Origin of the sequence: Pseudomonas sp. GXZC (assembly GCF_026967615.1) — a bacterium.
Classification (GTDB): domain Bacteria; phylum Pseudomonadota; class Gammaproteobacteria; order Pseudomonadales; family Pseudomonadaceae; genus Aquipseudomonas; species Aquipseudomonas azotoformans_A.
This window is the reverse complement of the sequence record NZ_CP114115.1, coordinates 2,202,880-2,228,699: the sequence shown is the minus strand read 5'-3', so window position 1 is coordinate 2,228,699 and position 25,820 is coordinate 2,202,880. Positions and strand designations below refer to the sequence as shown.

22 protein-coding genes are annotated in these 25,820 nt (G+C 60.3%); 11 read left to right on the top strand and 11 right to left on the bottom strand.

The window, feature by feature from the left end:
* Positions 1-36 precede the first annotated feature (36 nt).
* From OZ428_RS10670 to sdhC, 5 genes are all read right to left on the bottom strand, one after another.
* Positions 37-2,868, bottom strand: a complete 2,832-nt coding sequence (locus OZ428_RS10670) for a 2-oxoglutarate dehydrogenase E1 component (protein WP_016979562.1) — start codon at positions 2,866-2,868, stop codon at positions 37-39.
* Between the two features lie 262 nt (positions 2,869-3,130).
* On the bottom strand, positions 3,131-3,835 hold the full coding sequence (locus tag OZ428_RS10665) for a succinate dehydrogenase iron-sulfur subunit (RefSeq protein WP_003172807.1): 705 nt from the start codon (positions 3,833-3,835) through the stop codon (positions 3,131-3,133).
* Between the two features lie 11 nt (positions 3,836-3,846).
* Positions 3,847-5,619, bottom strand: coding sequence for a succinate dehydrogenase flavoprotein subunit (gene sdhA / locus OZ428_RS10660; protein WP_016979563.1), 1,773 nt, complete (start codon positions 5,617-5,619; stop codon positions 3,847-3,849).
* A gap of 3 nt (positions 5,620-5,622) precedes the next feature.
* Positions 5,623-5,991, bottom strand: a complete 369-nt coding sequence (gene sdhD, locus OZ428_RS10655) for a succinate dehydrogenase, hydrophobic membrane anchor protein (protein WP_016974690.1) — start codon at positions 5,989-5,991, stop codon at positions 5,623-5,625.
* A complete protein-coding gene (gene sdhC, locus OZ428_RS10650; protein ID WP_016979564.1) occupies positions 5,985-6,359 on the bottom strand; it encodes a succinate dehydrogenase, cytochrome b556 subunit in 375 nt (124 codons plus the stop codon). The genes sdhD and sdhC overlap by 7 nt, the downstream gene beginning before the upstream one ends.
* Positions 6,360-6,723: 364 nt before the next feature.
* Here sdhC and gltA point away from each other — a divergent pair, with 364 nt between their 5' ends.
* Positions 6,724-8,013, top strand: a complete 1,290-nt coding sequence (gene gltA, locus OZ428_RS10645) for a citrate synthase (protein WP_078047629.1) — start codon at positions 6,724-6,726, stop codon at positions 8,011-8,013.
* Between the two features lie 272 nt (positions 8,014-8,285).
* On the opposite strand, the gene OZ428_RS10640 is transcribed toward gltA, so the two are convergent.
* The 3 genes from OZ428_RS10640 to OZ428_RS10630 all read right to left on the bottom strand — a co-directional run bounded on the left by OZ428_RS10640 (position 8,286) and on the right by OZ428_RS10630 (position 11,321).
* On the bottom strand, positions 8,286-9,944 hold the full coding sequence (locus tag OZ428_RS10640; protein ID WP_269133335.1) for a cation acetate symporter: 1,659 nt from the start codon (positions 9,942-9,944) through the stop codon (positions 8,286-8,288).
* Positions 9,941-10,252 carry a DUF485 domain-containing protein gene (locus OZ428_RS10635; RefSeq protein WP_016972153.1) on the bottom strand — a complete coding sequence of 104 codons (312 nt, stop codon included), beginning with the start codon at positions 10,250-10,252 and terminating at the stop codon, positions 9,941-9,943. The genes OZ428_RS10640 and OZ428_RS10635 overlap by 4 nt, the downstream gene beginning before the upstream one ends.
* A 217-nt stretch (positions 10,253-10,469) precedes the next feature.
* On the bottom strand, positions 10,470-11,321 hold the full coding sequence (locus tag OZ428_RS10630) for a glycine betaine ABC transporter substrate-binding protein (protein WP_025857941.1): 852 nt from the start codon (positions 11,319-11,321) through the stop codon (positions 10,470-10,472).
* A gap of 332 nt (positions 11,322-11,653) precedes the next feature.
* Between OZ428_RS10630 and OZ428_RS10625 the strand changes: the two genes are divergently transcribed.
* The gene (locus OZ428_RS10625; protein ID WP_269133334.1) at positions 11,654-13,207 is read left to right on the top strand and encodes a glycoside hydrolase family 17 protein; all 1,554 of its coding nucleotides are present in this window, start codon (positions 11,654-11,656) and stop codon (positions 13,205-13,207) included.
* A gap of 111 nt (positions 13,208-13,318) precedes the next feature.
* Here OZ428_RS10625 and OZ428_RS10620 read toward each other — a convergent pair whose 3' ends face one another.
* Complete coding sequence (locus tag OZ428_RS10620; protein ID WP_269133333.1) at positions 13,319-13,687, bottom strand: hypothetical protein; 369 nt, start codon at positions 13,685-13,687, stop codon at positions 13,319-13,321.
* 236 nt (positions 13,688-13,923) lie between these two features.
* Here OZ428_RS10620 and OZ428_RS10615 point away from each other — a divergent pair, with 236 nt between their 5' ends.
* Together OZ428_RS10615 and OZ428_RS10610 are read left to right on the top strand one after the other, a co-directional pair.
* Entirely contained in the window at positions 13,924-15,222 is a 1,299-nt protein-coding gene (locus tag OZ428_RS10615) for a serine/threonine protein kinase (RefSeq protein ID WP_033897629.1), read from the top strand.
* The gene (locus OZ428_RS10610) at positions 15,215-16,003 is read left to right on the top strand and encodes an MlaA family lipoprotein (RefSeq protein ID WP_033897628.1); all 789 of its coding nucleotides are present in this window, start codon (positions 15,215-15,217) and stop codon (positions 16,001-16,003) included. Before OZ428_RS10615 ends, OZ428_RS10610 begins: the two co-directional genes overlap by 8 nt.
* Positions 16,004-16,055: 52 nt before the next feature.
* Here the strand turns inward: OZ428_RS10610 and OZ428_RS10605 are convergent, their stop codons facing one another.
* The gene (locus OZ428_RS10605; RefSeq protein ID WP_269133332.1) at positions 16,056-16,970 is read right to left on the bottom strand and encodes a DUF808 domain-containing protein; all 915 of its coding nucleotides are present in this window, start codon (positions 16,968-16,970) and stop codon (positions 16,056-16,058) included.
* A 134-nt stretch (positions 16,971-17,104) separates the two neighbouring features.
* On the opposite strand from OZ428_RS10605, the gene OZ428_RS10600 reads away from it, so the two are divergent.
* Positions 17,105-17,713 carry a TetR/AcrR family transcriptional regulator gene (locus OZ428_RS10600; protein WP_038850342.1) on the top strand — a complete coding sequence of 203 codons (609 nt, stop codon included), beginning with the start codon at positions 17,105-17,107 and terminating at the stop codon, positions 17,711-17,713.
* Positions 17,714-17,858: 145 nt separating this feature from the next.
* Here OZ428_RS10600 and OZ428_RS10595 read toward each other — a convergent pair whose 3' ends face one another.
* Positions 17,859-18,299, bottom strand: a complete 441-nt coding sequence (locus tag OZ428_RS10595; RefSeq protein ID WP_044286883.1) for a GlcG/HbpS family heme-binding protein — start codon at positions 18,297-18,299, stop codon at positions 17,859-17,861.
* Between the two features lie 256 nt (positions 18,300-18,555).
* Between OZ428_RS10595 and gcl the strand changes: the two genes are divergently transcribed.
* The 6 genes from gcl (at position 18,556) to OZ428_RS10565 (ending at position 25,809) form a co-directional block, all read left to right on the top strand.
* Positions 18,556-20,331 (top strand): glyoxylate carboligase, encoded by a 1,776-nt coding sequence (gene gcl, locus OZ428_RS10590; RefSeq protein ID WP_016979576.1) that lies wholly within the window; start codon positions 18,556-18,558, stop codon positions 20,329-20,331.
* 10 nt (positions 20,332-20,341) lie between these two features.
* Positions 20,342-21,124, top strand: a complete 783-nt coding sequence (gene hyi, locus OZ428_RS10585; RefSeq protein ID WP_269133331.1) for a hydroxypyruvate isomerase — start codon at positions 20,342-20,344, stop codon at positions 21,122-21,124.
* A 15-nt stretch (positions 21,125-21,139) separates the two neighbouring features.
* On the top strand, positions 21,140-22,030 hold the full coding sequence (locus tag OZ428_RS10580; RefSeq protein WP_033897622.1) for a 2-hydroxy-3-oxopropionate reductase: 891 nt from the start codon (positions 21,140-21,142) through the stop codon (positions 22,028-22,030).
* An 88-nt stretch (positions 22,031-22,118) separates the two neighbouring features.
* Entirely contained in the window at positions 22,119-23,399 is a 1,281-nt protein-coding gene (locus tag OZ428_RS10575; RefSeq protein ID WP_269133330.1) for a glycerate kinase type-2 family protein, read from the top strand.
* The gene (gene pyk / locus OZ428_RS10570; RefSeq protein ID WP_269133329.1) at positions 23,389-24,804 is read left to right on the top strand and encodes a pyruvate kinase; all 1,416 of its coding nucleotides are present in this window, start codon (positions 23,389-23,391) and stop codon (positions 24,802-24,804) included. Before OZ428_RS10575 ends, pyk begins: the two co-directional genes overlap by 11 nt.
* Before the next feature lie 129 nt (positions 24,805-24,933).
* Positions 24,934-25,809, top strand: coding sequence for an urea transporter (locus tag OZ428_RS10565; RefSeq protein WP_269133328.1), 876 nt, complete (start codon positions 24,934-24,936; stop codon positions 25,807-25,809).
* Positions 25,810-25,820: the final 11 nt, after the last annotated feature.

The following is a 25,820-nucleotide window of genomic DNA, read 5'->3' as shown; positions in this document are numbered from 1 at the left end:
GGTCCTTAAAATTCGGTTTCAGTCAGCGCGAAGGCGTTAAACAGTGAAAGCATCTTGCAGCAGTTTTTCCTGCTGCTCGGCGTGCATCGACGCATAACCACACGCAGGTGCTGCAGAAGCATCACGACCGGCGTACTCCAGGTTCAGCGCCTTGTTGTGGTTACCCATGCTGCGACGCAAATGATGCTGGCTGCTGTACCACGCGCCCTGGTTCATCGGTTCTTCCTGGCACCACACCACGTTGGTGAGGTTGGTGTAAGGCGCGATGGCCTCCATCAGGTCGTCTTCCGGGAACGGGTAAAGCTGCTCGATACGCACGATGGCGATGTCTTCGCGGCCTTCGGCACGGCGTTTTTCCAGCAAGTCGTAGTAGACCTTGCCGCTGCACAGGACCAGGCGAGTCACTTTTGCCGCGTCCAGCGTGTCGATTTCTGGAATCACGGTCTGGAACGAACCATCCGCCAGATCTTCCAGGGTCGAGATGGCCAATTTATGACGCAACAGCGACTTCGGTGTCAGCACTACCAGCGGCTTGCGCAGCGGGCGGATTACCTGGCGACGCAGCAAGTGGTAGATCTGGGCCGGGGTAGTCGGCACGCACACCTGGATGTTGTGCTCGGCGCACAGCTGCAGGTAACGCTCCAGACGGGCCGAGGAGTGCTCAGGACCCTGACCTTCATAACCGTGTGGCAGCAGCATGGTCAGACCGCACAGGCGGCCCCACTTGTGCTCGCCGCTGGTGATGAACTGGTCGATCACCACTTGGGCACCGTTGGCGAAGTCGCCGAACTGGGCTTCCCAGATCACCAGCGCGTTTGGCGTGGTGGTCGAGTAACCATATTCGAACGCCAGAACCGCTTCTTCGGACAGGAACGAATCGTACAGGTCGAAACGTGGTTGGCCTTCGTACAGGTTCTGCAACGGGATGTAGGTGCCCGCGTCTTTCTGGTTGTGCAATACCGCATGACGGTGCGAGAACGTACCACGGCCGATGTCCTGGCCGGTCATGCGGATCGGGTGACCTTCGAACGCCAGGGTCGCGTACGCCATGGTTTCGGCGTAACCCCAGTTGATCGGCAGGCCGCCGGCTTGCATCTTCTGACGGTCTTCGTAGATCTTCGCCACTTGGCGCTGAACCACGAAGCCTTCAGGAATTTCCAGCAGCTTGGCGGACAATTCCTGCAAGGTTTTCAGATCGAACGACGTATCGTGACGCGCAGTCCAGGCGTGGCCCAGGTACGGACGCCAGTCGACGAACAGCTCTTTGTTCGGCTCTTTAACCAGGCTTTTTACAACATGCAGACCATTGTCCAGCGCGTTGCGGTATTCATCGACCTTGGCCTGAACACGCGCATCGTCAACCACACCGGCCTTGGTCAGGCTTTCGGCGTACAGCTCACGGGTGGTGCGCTGCTTGGTGATCTGCTGGTACATCAACGGCTGGGTGCCGCTTGGTTCGTCGGCTTCGTTGTGACCGCGACGGCGGTAGCAGACCAGGTCGATCACCACGTCACGCTTGAACTGCATGCGGTAGTCAATGGCCAACTGGGTCACGAACAACACGGCTTCCGGATCATCACCATTCACATGGAGGATCGGCGCCTGGATCATCTTGGCAACGTCAGTCGCGTACTCGGTGGAGCGCGCGTCCAGCGGGTTGCTGATGGTGAAGCCAACCTGGTTGTTGATGACGATGTGAACGGTACCGCCAGTCTTGAAGCCGCGGGTCTGCGACATCTGGAACGTTTCCAGGACCACGCCTTGACCGGCGAATGCCGCGTCACCGTGGATGGAAATCGGCAGGACCTTTTCACCGGTGGTGTCGTTACGACGATCCTGGCGAGCACGGACCGAACCCTCGACCACTGGAGAAACGATTTCCAGGTGGGATGGGTTGAAGGCCATGGCCAGGTGAACTTCACCGCCGGTGGTCATCACGTTGGACGAGAAACCCTGGTGGTATTTAACGTCACCGGAACCCAGCTCGACCTTCTTCTTGCCTTCGAACTCGTCGAACAGCTCACGCGGGTTCTTGCCGAAGGTGTTGACCAACACGTTCAGGCGACCACGGTGGGCCATGCCGATCACGATTTCCTTGGTGCCGTAGGAACCGGAACGCTGGATCAGCTCGTCGAGCATCGGGATCAGGCTTTCGCCGCCTTCCAGGCCGAAACGCTTGGTGCCCGGGTATTTGGTACCCAGGTATTTTTCCAGGCCTTCGGCAGCGGTTACGCGCTCAAGCAAGTGGCTGCGTACGTCAGCGGACAAAACCGGACGACCGCGCACACCTTCCAGGCGATGCTGGAACCAGTGGCGTTGCTCGGAATCGGTGATGTGCGTGAACTCAGCGCCGATGGTGCGGCAATATGTCTGCTGCAACGCTTCGTGAATTTCGCGTAGGCTCGCTTCCTCTTTGCCGATGAACAGGTCGCCGGCACGGAAGGTCGTATCAAGATCGGCATTGGTCAAGCCGTAATGATTGATCGACAGGTCAGCAGGTGCAGGACGCTTCCAGAGCCCCAGCGGGTCAAGCTGGGCCGCCTGGTGGCCGCGCATCCGGTAGGCCTGGATCAGTCGCAGTACTTCAACTTGCTTCTTCTCGTGCTCACTGCTCACGCTGCCGGCGGAAACCGGTTGGGCGCGGCGCTGGTTCTTTGCCAGCAGCACAAACTGATCGCGAATTGTGGCGTGCGATACATCGGTGGCAGCGTTGCCGTCTGAAGACAACGTCTGAAATTTGGTGCGCCATTCTTCTGGCACAGCGTTAGGGTCGTGCAGGTAGAGCTCATAAAGCTCTTCCACATAGGCAGCGTTACCACCTGAAAGATAGCCGCTGTTCCACATGCGCTGCATCACGCTTTCTTGCATGCTTGGTCACCCTCGATTTGGGGACACCACCGGCGAAAACACCGAGTTTGCTTGCAAAAGGCCAAGTGCAGCGACCAAAACAAGCCACTTAGGATCACGCTGATAGTTCGGGTACCAACCCGAATGCCCCTGCTTGTCTCATTTCTTCAAAATAAGAGCCGCGGCTTTGTAAGTCGCTGCTCAAGTTAAAACTACGGCGCCGGTTGAAGCCTGCGCCGTAGCATTTACGGGCACAACGGTCCTGCTTTTACTACAACGTCAGTTACACGCCGCTCTGCAGCAGCATGTTACGGATGTGACCAATGGCCTTAGTCGGGTTCAGGCCTTTGGGACATACGTTGACGCAGTTCATGATCCCGCGGCAGCGGAATACGCTGAACGGGTCATCCAGCGAAGCCAGACGCTCGGACGTCTTGGTATCACGGCTGTCTGCCAGGAAGCGGTACGCTTGCAACAGGGCAGCTGGACCCAGGAACTTGTCCGGGTTCCACCAGAAGGACGGGCAAGAGGTCGAGCAGCAAGCGCACAGGATGCACTCGTACAGACCGTCGAGCTTCTCACGCTCTTCCGGGGACTGCAGACGCTCGATGGCCGGAGCCGGCGTGTCGTTCTGCAGGAACGGCTTAACTTTCTCGTATTGCTTGTAGAAGATGCTCATATCGACGACCAGGTCACGGATAACCGGCAAACCTGGCAGTGGACGAACGATCAGCTTGTTGCCTTTGACCACGGCGGACAGCGGCGTGATGCACGCCAGGCCGTTTTTGCCGTTGATGTTCATGCCGTCGGAACCGCACACACCTTCACGGCAAGAGCGACGATAGGAGAAACCTTCGTCCTGCTCTTTGATCAGTGCCAATACATCCAGCACCATCAGGTCTTTACCACCGGTATCGACCTGGAATTCCTGCATGAACGGCGCAGCGTCCTGATCAGGGTTGTAGCGATAAACACTGACTTTCAACATGGCAGCCACCCTTAGTAAGTCCGAATCTTCGGTTCAAACGTCGGAACCGTCTTCGGCGAGAAGTTCACGGCACGCTTGGTTACGCGCTTGTCACCCGGGAAGTACAGGGTGTGGCACAACCAGTTTTCGTCGTCGCGGTCTTCAAAGTCTTCACGGGCGTGGGCACCACGGGATTCTTTACGAACCTCGGCAGCGATTGCGGTCGCTTCAGCCACTTCCAGCAGGTTTTGCAGCTCAAGGGCTTCGATACGAGCGGTGTTGAACGCCTGGCTCTTATCGTTGATCTTGACGTTGGCAATACGCTTGCGCAGATCAGCCAGCTGGGCGATGCCCTTCTGCATGTATTCGCCAGTACGGAACACACCGAAGTAGTTCTGCATGCAGCTTTGCAGCTCGCGACGCAGGGTGGCCACGTCTTCGCCGTCGGTGCGCTCGTTCAGAGCGTTCAGGCGAGCCAGGGCAGCTTCAATGTTGGCGTCGGTGGCGTCATCGTATTCGATGCCGTCGGTCAGCGCTTTTTCCAGGTGCAGGCCCGCAGCACGGCCGAATACCACCAGGTCGAGCAGCGAGTTGCCGCCCAGACGGTTGGCACCGTGTACCGATACGCAAGCCACTTCGCCTACGGCGAACAGACCGTGGATGATTTCGTCCTGGCCTTCGGCGTTCTGGGTGATCGCCTGGCCGTGGATGTTGGTCGGCACGCCGCCCATCATATAGTGGCAAGTCGGAACAACCGGCACCGGAGCAACCACCGGGTCAACGTGAGCAAAGGTCTTGGACAGCTCGCAGATACCTGGCAGACGGCTGTGCAGCACTTCTTCGCCCAGGTGATCGAGCTTGAGCAGTACGTGGTCGCCATTCGGGCCACAGCCGTTACCGGCGATGATCTCTTTAACCATCGAACGGGCCACAACGTCACGACCTGCAAGGTCTTTCGCGTTCGGAGCATAACGCTCCATGAAACGCTCGCCGTGCTTGTTGATCAGGTAACCACCTTCACCACGGCAACCTTCTGTAACCAGTACACCAGCGCCGGCAATACCGGTCGGGTGGAACTGCCACATTTCGATGTCTTGTACCGGTACGCCAGCACGCAGTGCCATGCCGACGCCGTCACCGGTGTTGATCAGGGCGTTGGTGGTGGAAGCGTAGATACGGCCTGCACCGCCCGTCGCCAGCACGGTAGCCTTGGCGCGGATGTAGGTGGTTTCACCGGTTTCGATGCAGATAGCGATTACACCGACGAATTCGCCCTGGGCGTTTTTCACCAGGTCGACAGCGTAGTACTCGTTCAGGAACGTGGTACCGGCTTTCAGGTTGCCCTGATAAAGGGTGTGCAACAGCGCGTGACCGGTACGGTCGGAAGCGGCGCAGGTACGGGCAGCCTGCCCGCCTTTACCGTAATCCTTCGATTGACCGCCGAATGGACGCTGGTAGATGCGGCCTTGCTCGGTACGGGAGAACGGCAGACCCATGTGGTCCAGCTCGAAAACCGCGGCCGGGCCTTCCTGACACATGTATTCGATAGCGTCCTGGTCACCGATGTAGTCGGAACCCTTGACGGTATCGTACATGTGCCAGCGCCAGTCATCGTTCGGATCGGCAGAGGCGATGGCGCAGGTGATGCCACCCTGGGCCGATACAGTGTGGGAACGGGTCGGGAACACTTTGGTGATCACGGCAGTCTTGTGACCGCCCTGGGCCAGCTGCAGCGCAGCGCGCATGCCAGCACCGCCGCCACCAATGATGATGGCGTCGAATGAAATAGTTGGAATGTTAGCCATGAATCAGATACCCCAAAGAATCTGCACACCCCAGACGAAGTAAGCGAACATCGCGACGCCGCAGACTGCCTGGAAGAGAAAACGTACTGCAGTCGCGGACTTGCCCAGCGCCATCGGCGTCAGGTAGTCGGTCGCGATGGTCCACATGCCGACCCAGGCGTGTGCGCCCAGGGCTACAAGGGCCAGCAGACTGAAGATTCGCATCGCATTGTGGGAAAACAGGCCATGCCATTGCTCATAGCTGATGCCTGGATTTGCGACGAGGTATCCGATCAGGAAAATGAAATAAGCCGCGAGAACGACCGCAGACACACGTTGTGCCATCCAGTCATAGAGGCCCGAACGCGAAAGGTTCGTAACGCTGGTTACCATATCCAAACTCCTGCCAGAACGATCAGCACCACGGAAATGGCGATGATGATTTTCGAGCCCAGGCGGCCGCCTTCCAGCGTCTCACCGATACCCGCATCCATGATCAAGTGGCGCACACCGGCTACCAGGTGATACAGCAGAGCGGACAGGAGGCCCCATGCTACGAACTTGGCCAGCGGGCTGGTCAAGCATGCCTTCACCTCGGCGTAACCTTCCTCGGAACCCAGGGATTTGCTCAATGCATAAAGCATGATGCCCAAGCCCAGGAACAGGATGATGCCGGAAACACGGTGCAGGAACGACGTAACGCCGGTGATGGGGAGTTTGATGGTCCTTAGGTCTAGGTTTACAGGTCGTTGGCTATTCACGGCTTTTTTTCACACTGAAGAGCCCCTAACAATCAGGGCAAAGTTGTTGGGGAGTGCACTGGTCAGGTAAGCACCACCCAGGGAGTGCGACCCCCAATGAAAGCAAGCCCAAAAGCCCTTGGCGGTCGGTGGCCGAGTATAGACAGTTAGGTTACTAATGACAACGCGCTCACCTCACCCTAATAGCGGATTGCGCTGACGGGATAAAAGGCGTAAATGGCAGTCAATTTCGAGGAAAAAGTACGGTTAAAGCCTTCTGGTGCAAGACTTTAGGCAAATTGACATCTGGATTTATATCAATATAGTGGTGCGGGCCCTGCGTGGGGGGTCTGTCTGATGATTTGAAGCATAAATAGGAGGCCACATGGCTGACAAAAAAGCGCAGTTGATCATCGAGGGCGCAGCCCCCGTCGAGCTGCCCATTTTAACCGGCACCGTTGGTCCCGATGTTATCGACGTACGGGGCCTGACGGCCACGGGCCGTTTCACATTCGACCCAGGCTTCATGTCGACCGCCTCTTGCGAGTCGAAGATCACCTATATCGATGGTGATAATGGCATTTTGCTGCATCGCGGCTACCCGATCGAGCAGCTTGCTGAACAGTCGGACTACCTGGAAACCTGCTACCTGCTGCTAAATGGCGAATTGCCAACAGCCGAGCAGAAAGCCCAGTTCGTCAGCACCGTTAAGAACCACACCATGGTTCACGAGCAGTTGAAGACCTTCTTCAACGGCTTCCGTCGCGACGCCCACCCGATGGCCGTCATGTGTGGTGTGGTCGGCGCCCTGTCGGCCTTCTATCACGACTCCCTCGACATCAATAACCCGCAGCATCGCGAAATTTCCGCGATCCGCCTGGTTGCCAAGATGCCGACCCTGGCCGCAATGGTTTACAAGTACTCCATGGGCCAGCCCATGATGTACCCGCGCAACGACCTGACGTACGCGGAAAACTTCCTGCACATGATGTTCAACACGCCGTGCGAGATCAAACCGATCAGCCCGACACTGGCCAAGGCCATGGACCGGATCTTCATCCTCCACGCCGACCACGAACAGAACGCATCGACCTCTACCGTGCGCCTGGCGGGTTCTTCGGGTGCCAACCCGTTCGCCTGTATCGCCGCCGGTATCGCCGCACTGTGGGGCCCTGCCCACGGCGGTGCGAACGAAGCCGTATTGACCATGCTCGATGAAATCGGCGATGTGTCCAACATCGACAAGTTCATCGCCAAGGCCAAGGACAAGAACGATCCGTTCAAGTTGATGGGCTTCGGTCACCGGGTCTACAAGAACCGCGACCCGCGCGCCACTGTCATGAAGCAGACCTGCGACGAAGTGTTGAAGGAACTGGGCATCAAGAACGATCCGCAACTCGAACTGGCCATGCGCCTGGAAGAGATCGCCCTGACCGACCCGTACTTCATCGAACGCTCGCTGTACCCGAACGTCGACTTCTACTCGGGGATCATCCTCAAGGCGATCGGCATTCCAACCAGCATGTTCACCGTGATCTTCGCCCTGGCGCGGACCGTGGGCTGGATCTCCCACTGGAAAGAAATGCTCTCCAGCCCGTACAAGATTGGCCGCCCGCGCCAGCTGTACACCGGCTACGAGTCGCGTGACATCACCAAGCTGGAAGATCGCAAGTAAGCCTCGCTTAGCTGCACTGAAAACGGCCTCCCTTAGTGGAGGCCGTTTTTATTTGTGCAGTTGTAGTGAGCGGGCTTGCCCCGCGCTGGGTGGCGAAGCCGCCCCAAACGATACACCGCGTTAGTTCAGGTAAACCGAGGTGCCCGGATTTTGGGCGGCTCCGCCACCCAGCGCGGGGCAAGCCCGCTCACTACACACCCCTTTCACCCAGTATTCAGGCAAAAAAATACCCCGGCCTTTCGACCGGGGTATTTTCCTATCCAGCTATTACCTTAGTGAGACACCGCCCCACTCGATCCCAGGCCAGTCTGCGAACGCACAAACTGTGGGAAGTACAGCGCACGCTCTTTCTCTGCCGCCGCCGACTTGTCGGTGATGGAGAAGAACCAGATGCCAACGAACGCAATGATCATCGAGAACAGCGCCGGGTACTCATAAGGGAAGATGGCTTTTTCATGGTGCAGGATCGACACCCAGATGGTTGGGCCCAGCACCATCAGGCCAACGGCACTGATCAAGCCCAGCCAGCCGCCAATCATCGCGCCACGGGTGGTGAGGTTTTTCCAGTACATGGAAAGCAGCAACACCGGGAAGTTACAGCTGGCGGCAATGGAGAACGCCAGGCCAACCATGAACGCAATGTTCTGGCTTTCGAACAGGATACCCAGGCCGATAGCCAGCACGCCCAAGGCGACAGTGGTGATCTTCGAGACGCGAATCTCATCCTTGTCGTTGGCCTTGCCTTTCTTGATCACGCTGGCGTACAGGTCATGAGACACCGCCGACGCACCAGCCAGGGTCAAGCCGGCAACCACCGCAAGGATGGTGGCGAAGGCCACGGCCGAGATGAAGCCCAGGAAAATACTGCCACCCACCGCGTTGGCCAGATGCACCGCCGCCATGTTGTTGCCGCCCAGCAAGGCGCCTGCGGCATCCTTGAACGCCGGGTTGGTGCTGACCAGCAGGATCGCGCCAAAACCGATGATAAAGGTCAGGATGTAGAAGTAACCGATGAAACCGGTGGCATAGAACACGCTCTTGCGGGCTTCTTTCGCGTCGCTGACGGTAAAGAAGCGCATCAGGATGTGTGGCAGGCCAGCGGTACCGAACATCAGCGCAAGCCCGAGGGAGAAGGCTGAAATCGGGTCTTTCACCAAGCCGCCGGGGCTCATGATCGCCTCACCTTTAGGGTGAACCTTGATCGCCTCGGAGAACAGGGCATTGAAGTCGAAGTTGACGTGCTTCATCACCATCAGTGCCATGAACGAGGCACCGGACAGCAACAGCACCGCCTTGATGATCTGTACCCAGGTGGTCGCCAGCATGCCGCCGAACAGGACATACATCACCATCAAGATGCCGACCAGGATCACCGCAACGTGATAATCCAGGCCAAACAGCAGCTGAATCAGCTTGCCCGCACCCACCATCTGCGCAATCAGGTAGAACGCCACCACCACCAGCGAACCACAGGCCGAGAGGCTGCGGATCTGGGTCTGGCCCAGTCGATAGGACGCCACGTCGGCAAAGGTGTACTTGCCCAGGTTACGCAGGCGCTCGGCGATCAGGAACAGAATGATCGGCCAGCCCACCAGGAAGCCGATCGAGTAGATCAGGCCGTCATAACCGGAGGTGTAGACCAGCGCGGAAATCCCCAGGAAGGACGCCGCCGACATGTAGTCACCGGCAATCGCCAGGCCGTTCTGGAAACCGGTGATCTTGCCGCCGGCCGCATAGTAGTCGGCCGCCGATTTGTTACGCTTGGAAGCCCAGTAGGTGATGCACAGGGTGGCGCCGACAAACGCGACAAACATCACGATGGCCGAAACGTTCAGGGGTTGCTTGTGCACTTCGCCGGTCAATGCGTCCGCCGCCCAAAGGGCTGGAGCAAAGAGCGAAGCGCCGAATATCGCCAGTAGACGCCGGATCATTGCGCAGCCTCCTTGAGAATCGCATTGTTCAGGTCGTCAAACTCGCCATTGGCCCGGCGCACGTAGATGCCGGTCAGGATGAAGGCAGACACAATCAGCCCGACGCCCAGGGGAATGCCCCAGGTAATCGACGAACCGGGGCTGAGCTTGGCCCCCAGTACTTGTGGCCCGTAGGCGATCAACAGGATGAAAGCGGAGTAAAGCCCTAGCATGATCGCCGAGAGAATCCAGGCGAACCTTTCCCTTTTTCTCACCAGCTCCTTGAAACGCGGGCTGTTTTGAATCGAGAGGTAAATGCTGTCGTTCATTGTTTTTATCCTCGCAGCACAGCTTTTTTATTATTGGAACGTATCCACTGTATGCGGCTGCCGTAGAGGTTCCAGACGACCTTAGTATTAGAACGACATCGGGGTTGCCGCCAGTTTTACAGTGATTGAATTGACAGCCTCTGACCCAGAAACGACAAAGCCCGCCTGGCGAAAACGCCAGGCGGGCTTGCAAGGTACTATTTAGACGCTTCGGGGGTTACTTACCGGTCCACTCGGCGACACGCTCAGGGTGCTTGGCGACCCAATCCTTGGCCGCGGCATCAGGCTTGGCGCCTTCTTGAATCGCCAGCATAACTTCGCCGATTTCGTCCTTGGAGGCCCACTGGAATTTCTTCAGGAAGGCTGCGACTTCCGGCGCTTTCTTCTCCAGGCCCTTGCTGCCGATGCTGTTGACGGTTTCAGCAGCACCATAAATCCCTTTTGGATCGTCCAGGAAACGCAGTTTCCACTTGGCGAACATCCAGTGTGGCACCCAACCGGTGACCGCAATGGATTCCTGTTTGTCTTCGGCACGGGTCAACTCGGCGATCATCGCCGCGCCCGAACTGGCTTGCAGCTTGTAATCGAGGCCGTATTGCTTGATGGCTTCGTCGGTCTTGAGCATCACGCCAGAACCTGCGTCGATGCCGACGATCTTGTTCTTGAAGGTGGTGTCGGTCTTGAGGTCTTCGATGGACTTGGCTTTGACATATTCCGGCACGATCAGGCCGATCTTCGCATCCTTGAAGTTGGGGCCGTAGTCGACCACCTTGTCCTTGTTCTTGGCCCAGTATTCACCGTGGGTGACCGGCAGCCAGGCGGAGAGCATGGCGTCGAGCTTGCCGGTGGCCACGCCCTGCCACATGATCCCGGTGGCAACGGCTTGCAGTTTCACGTCATAACCGAGCTTGGCCTTGATCACTTCTGCCGCCACGTGGGTGGTGGCCACGCTGTCGGACCAACCGTCCACATAGCCGATGCTCAGGGTCTTGCTGTCGGCGCTGGCCAGTGTGGAGCTCATCGCAACTACCAGAGTGGCAGCTGCGCCCAAGAGTCGTCGCATCTTCATAGTACTTCCCCGAAAGTGCTGCGCCCGGCGGATGCCGAGCGACGTCAACCTGTTGTTATGTGGTGCACCGCGCCCCCTTCACGCGCATCGATCCGGTTGCAGTGACATCAGTGGAGTGCTGACACTTCGATCATCAACCTGCCGGGGCCTTCGACCTGCTCTGTCAGCGACCTCATACAAGCAGGAAACGACATCACATAGCCAGTAGGACGCTTTGTAGGACTTGACGTCAAAATCCCGCCCGAACTTTGCATGTCAAAATTATGCAGCCCCACTGGGACGGGGCAAATCCGGGTAAGATGCGCGCCTTTGCTCCTACAGTTAAGCCGACCATGCCCGCGACTGCCCGCTTCCCCGCCCTGCCCTATTTTTTCGCCTTGATCCTCGGCCTGCTGGCCCTGATCGGTTACTGGTATGGCCTCGGCCGGCCGGTGGTATTGCCCGACGTCGCCAGTGCCACGCACAAGATGCAGTGCGCGTCCTATACCCCTTTCGATAAAGACCAATCGCCGTTCGACCAGCCATTCACGCTGCGTCCGGAGCGCATGGACGCTGACCTCGCCCTGCTGGCGACCCGCTTCGAGTGCATCCGCACCTATTCCATGACCGGCCTGGAAGCTTTGCCGGACATGGCGCGCAAGCACGGGCTGAAAGTGATGGCCGGCGCCTGGGTCAGCAGTGACCCGGTCGCAACCCAAAAGGAAATCGACGAACTGATCGCCTCGGCCAACGCCCATCCGGACGTGGTGACCTCAGTGATCGTCGGCAACGAAGCGCTGCTGCGCAAGGAAGTCACCGCCGCACAGCTGGTGAAGCTGATCCAGACCGTCAAAAGCCAGATCAAGCAGCCGGTGACCTACGCGGACGTGTGGGAGTTCTGGCTGCAACACCCGGAAATCGCCCCGGCCGTGGATTTCCTCACCATCCACTTGTTGCCGTACTGGGAAGATGACCCGTCCGGCATCGACCAGGCCCTCAAGCACGTGGGCGATGTGCGCCAGACCTTCGGCAACAAGTTTGCCCCCAAGGACATCCTGATCGGTGAAACCGGCTGGCCAAGCGAAGGCCGCCAGCGTGAAACCGCCGTGCCGAGCCGGGTCAATGAAGCGAAATTCATGCGTGGTTTTGTCGCCATGGCCGAGGCCAATGGCTGGCACTACAACCTGATCGAAGCCTTTGACCAGCCGTGGAAACGTGCGAGCGAAGGCGCCGTGGGCGGTTACTGGGGCCTGTTCGATGCGGATCGCCAGGACAAGGGCATCCTCGCCGGGCCGGTGACCAATGTGCCGTACTGGCCGCTGTGGCTGGGCGTCGGCGGGATGATCCTGCTGGGCACCCTGGCATTGGGGGGTCGCGTACGCAGCACGCGTGCCGCGCTTGCCCTGCCGTTGTTGGGCGCCGTTGCAGCCTGCTCCATTGGCACCTGGGCCGAGCTGACCCGCGTGACGGCGCGCTTCAATGATGAATGGGTATGGGCAGGTTTGCTGCTGGTGTTGAACCTGCTGGTGCTGGCCCATGCGGCCTTGGCCTTGAGCCCACAGGAAGGTTGGCGTGAGCGGGCGTTCAACTGGCTGGAGCAACGCGCAGGCTGGTTGGTGGCGATCGCTGGGTTCGCGGGCGCGGTGATGATGCTGGCGTTGGTGTTCGACCCGCGCTATCGCAGCTTCCCGAGCGCGGCGCTGGTGTTGCCGGCGTTGGTTTACCTGGTGCGTCCAGTGACAGGACCGCGCCGGGAGATTGCGCTCCTGGCCTTTATCATCGGTGCGGGTATTGCGCCGCAGTTGTACCGTGAAGGCCTGTTGAATCAGCAGGCGTGGGGTTGGGCGGTAGTGAGCCTGCTCATGACGGCAGCCTTGTGGCGCTGCTTGCGGGTACGCAAGATTTAAACCTAACCTGTGGCGAGGGAGCTTGCTCCCGCTGGAGTGCGAAGCGCTCCCAAGATTTTGGGGCCGCTGCGCAGCCCAGCGGGAGCAAGCTCCCTCGCCACATAAGGATAATCAGGCAGCCCTAGGCTTACGCACCAACCGCAACCCCGCAATCACCACCGCAAACACCGCAAACGTGGTGTTATACAACGCCAGCGCCGGCAACCCGAACACCATCCCCAGCACGGCCAACCCCCACCCCGCGCGACCCGGCACGAAAAAACCCAGCACCGACGTGATCAACGCCGCCCAGCCCAGCACCTTGAAGTGGATCATCAAGCCCAGGTTCGAGCGCAACTGGCATTCCCAGCGGCTGGCCTCATCCGCGCAGATGCCCACCCACTGGCCATCTTCCATAAAGCCATAGCGCGCGCCATAACTGGCAGCCAGCCACAGCGGCAGGGCAATAAGCAGCAGAATCAACGGCAAACGACGGGACATGAGGCACTCCGATAGGCAAAAACGGCGCTCAGCTTAATGCGCCAGTGGGCGTTAGCAAGGTGCATACACACAATTAATGTTTACCTACACGTGTCAAAGTGTATCGTCTGGCTACTATTACCCCGATTCCGACGTTATTTTCCGACATTTCGTGCCGCGTGATGGCACTTCGGCGATAGGACGGCGGTCATAGCCTGCGAACTTCATCAAGCACGTTTCCTCCTAGGGATTAAGTCATGCTCCGTTCCTTGCGCTGTGCTGCCCTGCTGGGCAGCCTTTTTCTGAGTGCGTCAGCACTGGCCGTCGACATTGACCAAGCCAGCTATGGCTACCCTTTGACCAACCCGTTTGAAGCCACCATCGCTACCACCCCGCCTGACCTTCGGCCCAAATTGCCGAGTGATGACGAGATCAATCAGTCCGACTACACCCTGAACATGCGCCCCGAGCGCGAATTCAGTCTGCCGGACAACTTCTGGGCGGTGAAGAAACTCACCTACCGCATCGCCAAGCAAGATCGTGCCGCGCCGCTGATCTTCCTGATCGCGGGCACCGGTGCGCGCTTCGACAGCAGCATCAATGAATACCTGAAAAAGCTGTACTACCAGGCCGGCTACCACGTGGTGCAACTGTCGTCGCCCACCAGCTTCGACTTCATCAGCGCCGCTTCGCGCTTCGCCACGCCGGGGATTACCCAGGAAGACGCCGAAGACATGTACCGCGTGATGCAAGCCGTGCGTGCGCAGAACGCTTCGTTGCCGGTGACCGACTTCTACCTCACCGGCTACAGCCTCGGCGCCCTGGATGCGGCGTTCGTCAGCAAGCTCGACGAGACGCGCCGCAGCTTCAACTTCAAGAAAGTCTTGCTGCTGAACCCGCCAGTCAACCTCTACACCTCGATCACCAACCTCGACAAGCTGGTGCAGACCGAGGTGAAAGGCATCAACAACACCACCACCTTCTATGAGTTGGTGCTGAACAAGCTGACCCGCTACTTCCAGCAAAAGGGCTATATCGACCTGAACGACGCCCTGCTCTACGACTTCCAGCAATCCAAGCAGCACCTGACCAACGAACAGATGGCCATGCTGATCGGCACTTCGTTCCGCTTCTCGGCAGCTGACATCGCCTTCACCTCGGACCTGATCAACCGCCGCGGCTTGATCATCCCGCCCAAATACCCGATCACCGAAAGCACCAGCCTGACGCCGTTCCTCAAGCGTGCGCTGCAGTGCGACTTCGACTGCTACCTCACCGAGCAGGTTATTCCGATGTGGCGCGCCCGCTCCGACGGCGGCAGCCTGTTGCAACTGGTCGACCAGGTCAGCCTGTATGCCCTCAAGGACTACCTGCACGCCAGCCCGAAAATCGCCGTGATGCACAACGCCGACGATGTGATCCTCGGCCCTGGCGACCTTGGCTTCCTGCGTAAAACCTTCGGCGATCGCTTGACCGTCTACCCGCTGGGCGGCCACTGCGGCAACCTCAATTACCGCGTCAACGCCGACGCCATGCTGGAGTTCTTCCGTGGCTAAATATCTTCTGCTGCTTGCCGCCTTGATGTGCGCAGGCGTGGCCAATGCCGACAACAGCAAGGCCCATGAACCCGTCAAGGTCGACTCCGATGGCTTCAAGGAACCGCTGACCAAGCTCAAGTTCAACCCGGGCCTGGACCAGCGCGAGTTCGAGCGGTCGTCGCTCACCGCGCTCAACGTGTATGACCCACTGGAGTCGTGGAACCGTCGCGTGTACCACTTCAACTACCGCTTCGACCAATGGGTGTTTCTGCCGGTGGTCGACGGCTACCGTTACGTCACCCCGAGTTTCCTGCGCACCGGCGTGAGCAACTTCTTCAACAACCTGGGCGATGTGCCCAACCTGTTGAACAGCCTGCTGCAACTCAAGGGCCATCGTTCCCTGGAAACCACTGGCCGCCTGCTGGTCAACACCACTATCGGCATCGCCGGCCTGTGGGACCCGGCAACCGCCATGGGCCTGCCGCGCCAGAGCGAAGACTTTGGCCAGACCCTGGGCTTCTACGGCGTGCCCGGCGGCGCGTACCTGGTGCTGCCGATCTTCGGCCCATCGAACCTGCGCGACACCACCGGCCTGATCGTCGACTACGGTGCCGAGACCCAGATCAACTTCCTCAACGTCGCCGAAGTCAGCTCCAACCACCCGGAAATCTGGGCGTTGCGTGCGGTGGACAAGCGCTACCAGACCAGCTTCCGCTATGGTCAGATGAACTCGCCATTTGAGTACGAAAAGGTGCGCTACATCTACACGGAATCGCGCAAGTTGCAGATCGCCGAGTAAACGCCCACAAAAAAGGCCATTCGATTGAATGGCCTTTTTTATTGCCGCGCGATCAGGCCTTGGCGGCCTTCCAGAGCTTGCCCACCCCGCTGACCAGCGCCAGCACCGCGGCCCCGGCAATGATCCCCGCCACGCCATTGAGCAGCGTCGGAACCAACCACGCCACCCCGCCTGCGCCCTGGCTCACGGTCTCGATCCAGTGATGCACCACCGGCACGCCATGGGTGAGAATCCCGCCGCCTACCAGGAACATCGCCGCTGTCCCAATCACCGACAGGCTCTTCATCATGTACGGCGCCGCCCGCAGGATGGCGCCGCCGATGCTGCGCGCCGCCTGGCCAGGCTTCTGGGTGAGCCACAGACCCAGGTCGTCCAGCTTGACGATACCGGCCACCAAGCCATACACGCCCACGGTCATGACAATCGCGATGCCGGACAGCACGATCACCTGCTGCATCAAGGGCGCATCGGCCACGGTGCCGAGGGTGATGGCAATGATTTCGGCGGAGAGGATGAAGTCGGTACGGATAGCGCCTTTGATTTTGTCCTTTTCGAAAGCCACCAGGTCGGTTGCCGGGTCCGCAACCGCTTCGACCAACTGCGCATGTTGCGCCTGGTCTTCGTCTTTGCTGTGCAGGAACTTGTGCGCCAGCTTCTCGAACCCCTCGAAACACAGGTAGGCACCGCCGAGCATCAACAACGGCGTCACCGCCCAGGGCGCAAACGCACTGATCAACAAGGCGGCCGGCACCAGGATCAACTTGTTGACGAACGACCCCTTGGCCACCGCCCACACCACGGGAATTTCCCGCTCCGCACGCACGCCGGAGACCTGCTGGGCATTGAGCGCCAGGTCATCACCCAGCACACCGGCGGTCTTCTTTGCCGCCATTTTGGTCATCAGGGCAACGTCATCGAGTACCGCGGCGATATCGTCGATCAACACCAACAAGCTGCTTCCTGCCATGAATCGGGCTTCCGTAAGAGTGGGATGGCGCGAGCATAGCGCGGCGCAAGGCCCTGCGGGCAGATTGTTGAGGCTCGCGGATGGCCGGTGCTACCATGCGCAACCGCCAGTCTTGGCAAGGAAACTCCAGGTTTATGAGCACCATTCGCGAGCGCAACAAAGAAAAGATCCTGCGGGCGGCCAGCGAGGAGTTTGCCGACAAGGGCTTCGCCGCGACCAAAACCAGCGACATCGCCGCCAAGGCCGGGCTGCCCAAGCCCAACGTCTACTACTACTTCAAGTCCAAGGACAACCTCTACCGCGAGGTGCTCGAAAGCATTATCGAGCCGATCCTGGCGGCTTCCACGCCGTTCAATCCGGATGGCGAACCCTCGGTGGTACTGAGCAACTACATTCGCTCGAAAATCCGCATCTCCCGCGACCTGCCGTTTGCGTCCAAAGTCTTCGCCAGCGAAATCATGCACGGCGCCCCGCACCTCAGCGCGGACCAGGTCGAACAGCTCAACGCCCAGGCCAAGCACAATATCGCCTGCATCCAGAACTGGGTAGATCGCGGCCTGATCGCGCCGATTGACCCCAACCACTTGATGTTCAGTATCTGGGCGGCTACGCAGACCTATGCGGATTTTGACTGGCAGATCTCGGCAGTGACCGGGAAGGCCAAGCTGGATGAGGCGGATTATGAGGCCGCGGCGCAGACCATCATCCGGCTGGTGCTCAAAGGCTGCGAGCCGGACGAGTAACCTGTGGCGAGGGAGCTTGCTCCCGCTGGGCTGCGAAGCGGCCCCAAAAGCCGACTCCAGCTGCGCTGTCGAACGGGAGCAAGCTCCCTCGCCACAGCAAGCTCCCTCGCCACAGCAAGCCCCTCGCCACAAGCGCTCTATCAGGTCAAGCCGACACCCCCGCATCCGCCATCAACCCCACCCCCTCGATCGCCGTAATCGCGCACTGCTCATCAATATCCGACGTATCACCACTGATGCCGATCGCCCCCAGCACCACGCCCTCCTGACTCCGAATCAACACCCCACCCGGCGCGGGCACGACGCTGCCCTGCCCCAAACTGTTCAACGCCGCGATAAAGGCCGGTCGCTGCTGCGCGTCCAGCGCCAGCAGGCGTGAGCCCTTGCCCAGGGCGATCGCACCCCAAGCCTTGCCGATGGCGATTTGCGGGCGCAGCAGGCTGGCGCCGTCTTCCCGTTGCAGGGTGACCAAGTGACCGCCGCTGTCGAGCACGGCGATGGTCAGCGGTGCTGCGGAGATGGTACGCCCTGCACTGAGGGCCTGGCTGGCCAGTTGGGTGGCGAGTTTCAAGGTTAAAGCGCTCATGGTGCCGTCCTTCTTTTGTTATTGGGAAAGCGATGGAGGTCTGAATGATCAGATGCTCGATCAAACAAATAGAACACAATGACTTTTGATTTTGTATACAATATTTTCGCACAAAGGCTCCATACGTCGAAAAAAGCGGTTCCGACGAACGCAAAGGCCAGTTTATAAAATGCATTGACCTATGCCGCTCGCCGTGAATACACTTTGGCCAGACACCACTTGTATACAATTACAAAACGCAAGAGGCACCAATATCATGAGCAAAATGAGAGCAATCGAAGCCGCTGTCCTGGTGATGCGTCGCGAAGGTGTGGACACCGCCTTCGGTATCCCAGGCGCCGCGATCAACCCGCTGTATTCGGCCTTGCAGAAAGTGGGTGGCATCGATCACGTCCTTGCTCGCCACGTTGAAGGCGCCTCCCACATGGCCGAGGGCTACACCCGCACCAAGGCCGGCAATATCGGCGTGTGCATCGGCACCTCGGGCCCGGCGGGCACTGACATGGTCACCGGCCTGTACAGCGCCTCGGCCGACTCGATCCCGATCCTGTGCATCACCGGTCAAGCGCCCCGCGCCCGGATGCATAAGGAAGACTTCCAGGCCGTGGACATCACCAGCATCGTCAAGCCGGTGACCAAGTGGGCAACCACCGTCCTGGAACCGGGCCAAGTGCCGTACGCCTTTCAGAAAGCCTTTTACGAAATGCGCTCCGGCCGCCCAGGCCCGGTGCTGATTGACCTGCCGTTCGACGTGCAGATGGCCGAGATCGAATTTGACATCGACGCCTACCAGCCGCTGCCCCTGGCCAAGCCACTGGCCACCCGCGTACAGGTGGAAAAAGCCCTGGCGCTGCTGGACCAGGCCGAACGCCCACTGCTGGTGAGCGGCGGCGGCGTGATCAATGCCGACGCCAGCGAGTTGCTGGTGGAATTCGCTGAACTGACTGGCATCCCGGTGATTCCGACCCTGATGGGCTGGGGCACCATTCCGGACGATCACCCACAGATGGTCGGCATGGTCGGTCTGCAGACGTCCCACCGTTATGGCAACGCGACGATGCTCAAGTCGGACGTGGTGCTGGGCATCGGTAACCGTTGGGCCAACCGCCACACCGGTTCGGTCGAGGTGTACACCGAAGGCCGCAAATTCATCCACGTCGACATCGAGCCGACCCAGATTGGCCGCGTCTTCACCCCGGACCTGGGTATCGTGTCCGACGCCGGTTCAGCCCTGACCATGTTCATTGAAGTGGCCCGCGAGTGGAAAGCCGCCGGCAAGCTCAAGGACCGCAGCGCCTGGCTCAATGACTGCCAGCAACGAAAAGCCACCCTGCACCGTAAGACTCACTTCGACAACGTGCCGGTCAAGCCACAGCGCGTGTATGAAGAAATGAACCAGGTGTTCGGCAAAGACACCTGCTACGTCAGCACCATCGGCCTGTCGCAGATTGCCGGCGCGCAGTTCCTGCACGTGTACAAGCCACGCCACTGGATCAACTGCGGCCAGGCTGGCCCTTTGGGTTGGACCATCCCCGCCGCCCTCGGCGTGGTCAAGGCGGACCCGAGCCGCAAAGTGGTGGCGCTGTCCGGCGACTACGACTTCCAGTTCATGATCGAAGAATTGGCGGTGGGCGCACAGTTCAAGCTGCCGTACATCCACGTGGTGGTGAACAACTCCTACCTCGGCCTGATCCGCCAGGCCCAGCGCGGGTTTGAAATGGACTACTGCGTGCAGCTGTCCTTCGACAACCTCAATGCGCCGGAACTCAACGGCTATGGCGTGGACCACGTGGCCGTCGCCGAAGGCCTGGGTTGCAAGGCCCTGCGCGTATTCGAGCCAAGCCAGATCGCGCCGGCCCTGCGCCGCGCCGAGGAAATGATCGAAGAATTCAAGGTGCCGGTGATCGTTGAGATTATTCTGGAGCGCGTGACCAATATTTCCATGGGCACCGAGATCAACGCCGTCAACGAATTCGAAGATCTGGCACTGGTCGGCAACGATGCGCCGACTGCCATTTCCCTGCTCGATTAAGGAGAACCTTATGCCGCGTTTCGCCGCCAACCTGTCCATGCTGTTTACCGAACAGGACTTTCTTGCCCGTTTCAAAGCGGCCGCCGATGCGGGCTTCGAAGGTGTCGAGTACCTGTTCCCCTATGAATTCAGCTCTGCCGAAATCAAGGCGCAACTCGACGCCCACGGTTTGACCCAGGTGCTGTTCAACCTGCCGGCCGGTGACTGGGCCAAGGGCGAACGCGGCCTGGCCTGCCACCCGGACCGGGTCGAGGAATTCCGTGCCGGGGTCAAGCTGGCCATCGCCTACGCCCAGGTGCTGGGCAACACCCAGATCAACTGCCTGGCGGGCATCCGGCCACAAGGCGTTGACGACGAAACCCTGGAAAAAACCTTCGTCGCCAACCTCAAGTACGCCGCTGAAAAACTGCAAGCCGTGGGCATCAAGCTGGTGATGGAAGCGATCAACACCCGCGACATCCCAGGCTTCTACCTGAACAACACCGCGCAGGCCCTGTCGATTCGCGAACAGGTGGGCAGCGACAACCTGTTCCTGCAATACGACATCTATCACATGCAAATCATGGAAGGCGACCTGGCCCGCACCATGGCCGCGCACCTGGGTGAGATCAACCACATCCAGTTGGCGGACAACCCTGGGCGCAACGAGCCGGGTACCGGTGAGATCAACTACCGCTTCCTGTTCGAACATTTGGACCGCATCGGCTACACGGGTTGGGTCGGCTGTGAGTACAAGCCGTTGACCACCACCGAAGCGGGTTTGGGTTGGTTGAAGACCCACAACGCCATCTAAATAGAGGATTTCTTCATGGCTAAAATCGGATTTATCGGCACCGGCATCATGGGTCAACCCATGGCCGCCAACCTGCAGAAAGCAGGTCACCAACTGTTCCTCTCCGAACACCACGGCAAGGCGCCGCAAGCGCTGATCGACGCTGGCGCGGTGGCCCTGGCCAACCCGCAGCAGGTTGCGCAGGAAGCTGAGTTCATCATCGTGATGGTGCCGGACACCCCGCAGGTCGACGACGTACTGTTCCGCAAAGACGGCGTCGCCGCCGGCCTGTCGCCGAACAAAGTGGTGATCGACATGAGCTCGATCTCCCCCACCGCCACCAAGGCGTTTGCCGCCAAGATCAACGAGACCGGCGCGCAGTACCTGGACGCCCCGGTGTCCGGTGGTGAAGTCGGCGCCAAGGCCGGCACCCTGAGCATCATGATCGGTGGCGAGCCGCAGACCTTCGAACGCGCACTGCCGTTGTTCCAGGCCATGGGCAAGAACATCACCCTGGTCGGTGGCAATGGCGATGGCCAGACCGCCAAGGTCGCCAACCAGATCATCGTCGCGCTGAACATCCAGGCGGTCGCGGAGGCGCTGCTGTTCGCCTCCAAGAACGGCGCCGACCCGGCCAAGGTGCGTGAAGCGCTGATGGGCGGTTTTGCTTCGTCGAAGATCCTCGAAGTGCATGGCGAGCGCATGATCAAGGGCACTTTTGACCCGGGTTTTCGCATCAACCTGCACCAGAAGGACCTCAACCTGGCGCTGGCCGGTGCCAAGGAACTGGGGATCAACCTGCCGAACACCGCCGGTACGCAGCAGGTGTTCAGCACCTGCACCGCGATTGGCGGCGGTAACTGGGACCACTCGGCGCTGATCAAAGGCCTGGAACATATGGCGAATTTCTCGATTCGCGAGAAGTAATCCCCTCTGTAATCAGATCGTTCCCACAGCCCTGTGGGAACGATCACCGCAACATCCCTAATAACAAGAATCCCCCGGGAGCCCGCTTATGTCGGTCGATCCGCAACATCTGCTTCGCGAGCTGTTTGCCACAGCCATCGACGCTGCCCACCCCCGACAAGTCCTTGAACCCTACCTGCCCGCCGACCGCAGCGGCCGTGTGATCGTGATCGGCGCCGGCAAGGCCGCCGCCGCCATGGCGCTGGTCGTGGAAAACGTCTGGCAGGGCGAAGTCACCGGTCTGGTTGTCACCCGTTACGGCCACGGCGCGCCCTGCAAGAAAATCGAAGTGGTCGAGGCCGCGCACCCGGTGCCCGATGCTGCTGGCCTGGCCGTGGCCCAGCGCGTGTTGGCACTGATCAGCAACCTGACGGAAGACGACCGCGTGATCTTCCTGCTGTCCGGCGGTGGCTCTGCGCTGCTGGCGTTGCCCGCCGAAGGCATCACCCTGGCCGATAAACAGGCCATCAACAAAGCCCTGCTCAAGTCCGGCGCGACCATCGGCGAGATGAATTGCGTGCGCAAGCACCTCTCGGCGATCAAGGGCGGCCGACTGGCGAAAGCCGCATGGCCCGCGACGGTCTACACCTACGCGATTTCCGATGTGCCCGGCGACCAGGCCACGGTGATTGCCTCCGGCCCCACGGTCGGTGACCCGAGCACGTCGCAACAGGCGCTGGCGATCCTGAAGCGTTACAACATCGATGCCCCCGCCTCGGTGCGCAGCTGGTTGCAGAACCCGGCCTCGGAAACCGTCAAGCCCGGCGACCCGGTACTCGCCCGCAGCCACTTCCAATTGATCGCCCGCCCCCAGCAATCCCTGGAAGCAGTGGCGGTGAAAGTCCGCCAGGCCGGTTTCAGCCCGTTGATCCTCGGCGACCTCGAAGGCGAAGCGCGGGACGTGGCCAAGGTGCACGCCGGTATCGCTCGGCAGATCGTGCAGCACGGCCAACCGCTGGCGGCGCCGTGCGTAATCCTCTCCGGCGGCGAAACCACCGTGACCGTGCGCGGCAATGGCCGTGGCGGGCGCAATGCGGAATTCCTGTTGAGCCTCACCGACAGCCTCAAGGGCCTGCCCGGCGTGTACGCGCTGGCCGGTGACACCGACGGTATCGACGGTTCGGAAGACAACGCCGGCGCGATCATGACGCCGTGCAGTTATTCGCGCGCCGAAGCCCTCGGGCTGTCGGCCAGCGATGAGCTGGATAACAACAACGGCTACGGCTATTTCGCTGCCCTCGACGGTTTGATCATCACTGAGCCGACGCGCACCAACGTCAACGACTTCCGCGCCATCCTGATCCTTGAGACTGCCAAACATGACGCCTGACAAGAAGGTCAAAATCCTCGCCACCCTGGGCCCGGCCACCGACGGTATCGATGACATCCGCGAACTGGTGGAAGCCGGGGTGAACATCTTCCGGCTCAATTTCAGCCACGGCGACCACGCCGACCATGCCCAACGCTACCAGTGGATTCGCCAGGTCGAGCGCCAGTTGAACTACCCGCTGGGCATCCTCATGGACCTGCAAGGGCCGAAATTGCGCGTCGGACGCTTTGCCGAGGGCAAGGTGCAACTGGTGCGCGGCCAGGCGTTGCGCCTGGACCTGGATGAAACACCGGGCGACCAGCGTCGGGTCAACTTGCCCCACCCGGAAATCATCGCGGCGCTGGAACCCGGCATGGATCTGCTGCTGGACGATGGCAAGCTGCGCCTGCGGGTAATCACCAAACATGCCGACGCCATCGACACCACCGTGCTCAATGGCGGTGAATTGTCTGATCGCAAAGGTGTGAACGTCCCACAAGCCCTGTTGGAACTCAGCCCATTGACCGCCAAGGATCGGCGCGATTTGAGCTTCGGCCTGGAGTTGGGCGTGGACTGGGTGGCACTGTCGTTCGTGCAGCGCCCGGAAGACATTCGCGAAGCCCGCGAGCTGATCGGCGACAGGGCCTTCCTGATGGCCAAGATCGAAAAACCCTCGGCCGTGCAGCGCCTGCAGGAAATCGCCGAACTGAGCGACGCGATCATGGTGGCCAGAGGCGACCTGGGCGTGGAAGTACCGGCCGAGAGCGTGCCGCAGATCCAGAAGGACATCATCAGCACCTGCCGCCAGTTGGGCAAACCGGTGGTGGTGGCGACGCAGATGCTGGAGTCGATGCGCTTCTCACCGGCGCCAACCCGTGCCGAAGTCACCGATGTCGCCAATGCCGTGGCCGAAGGTGCGGACGCGGTGATGCTGTCGGCGGAAACCGCGTCCGGCGAATACCCGCTGGAAGCCGTACAGATGATGAGCAAGATCATCCGCCAGGTGGAAAACGGCCCGGATTACCAGGCGCAACTGGATGTCAGCCGACCCAAGGCGGATGCCACGGTGTCGGACGCCATCAGCTGTGCGATCCGTCGTATCAGCAGCATCTTGCCAGTGGCGGTGCTGGTGAACTACAGCGAGTCGGGCAGCTCCAGCCTGCGCGCGGCGCGGGAACGGCCGGTGGCGCCAATCCTCAACCTCACGCCCAACCTGTCCACGGCACGGAGGTTGAGCGTGGCGTGGGGCGTGCATTCGGTGGTCAATGATCGGCTGCGCCAGGTGGATGAGGTGTGTTCCACGGCGCTGGAGATCGCCCAGGCACAGGGCATGGCGGAGCGTGGGGATACGTTGGTGATTACGGCGGGGGTGCCGTTCGGGCAGCCGGGGTCGACCAATTCACTGCGGATCGAAACCCTACTCTAATCCTCTGTGGCGAGGGAGCTTGCTCCCGCTGGACTGCGCAGCAGTCCCATCTCTTAGGGCCACTGCGCGGCCCAACGGGAGCAAGCTCCCTCGCCACAGGTTTTATGTCCATCCTTAGATAGTCAATCCATGCACAACCCCACCTGCCCCGACTGGGCCGAAGCCCTGCTCAACGGCTTTAGCCAGATCTTCCTGCAACGCCATCCGCTGTGCGGCCTGCTGTGCCTGCTGGCGATCCTGATCGGCACGCCGACCTTGTTGGGCGGTGCGTTGCTGGGTGGCGTGGCGGGATTGCTCACGGCCCAGCGTCGTTGTTATCCCAAGACCGAGCGCCAGGCCGGGTTGTATAGCTATAACGGCGTGCTGCTGGGTTTGTTGATCAGCCAGCACTTCGCCTGGTCTGCCCTGCTGCCGCCACTGATCCTGGCGTGCGGCGGCTTGAGTGCGATCCTGACGCGGCAATGGTTGAAACGCGCCAGTCAGCCCAACGACTTGCCCGCCTACACCGCGCCTTTTGTCGGCCTGGGTTGGTTGCTGCTCGGCACGGTGCCGGAGAGTAACGTTGCCCAGAGCGAACCCGCCACGTTGGCTATCCTCGCCACGCCTTTAACCGGACTCGCGCAAATCATGTTGTTGGACCAGCCCATATCAGGCGCGCTGATTGCGCTGGGCCTGTGGCTGGCCAACCGTCGCGCCGCCATCTGGGCCTTGATCGGCGCCAGTGTCGGCGTGCTGATTGCGCTGTGGCTGGACGAACCCGCCAGCGCCCTCCTCGGCCTGCACAGCTACAACCCGGCGCTGGCTGCCGTGGCGTTGAGCCAGGTACGTCGCCAGCCCTGGCTGCCGCTGCTCGGCATCCTGTTGGCGATCATCCTCACACCGGTGTTTGCCGCTCTGCACCTGCCTGCGCTGACCGCGCCGTTCATCCTCGCCTGTTGGCTGGTGCGTGCGGGTGTTCGAGTGCTGCGCAAACCCTGCATGGACAGCCCCTTCGAATCCCCCTAGGCTTGCTCGAT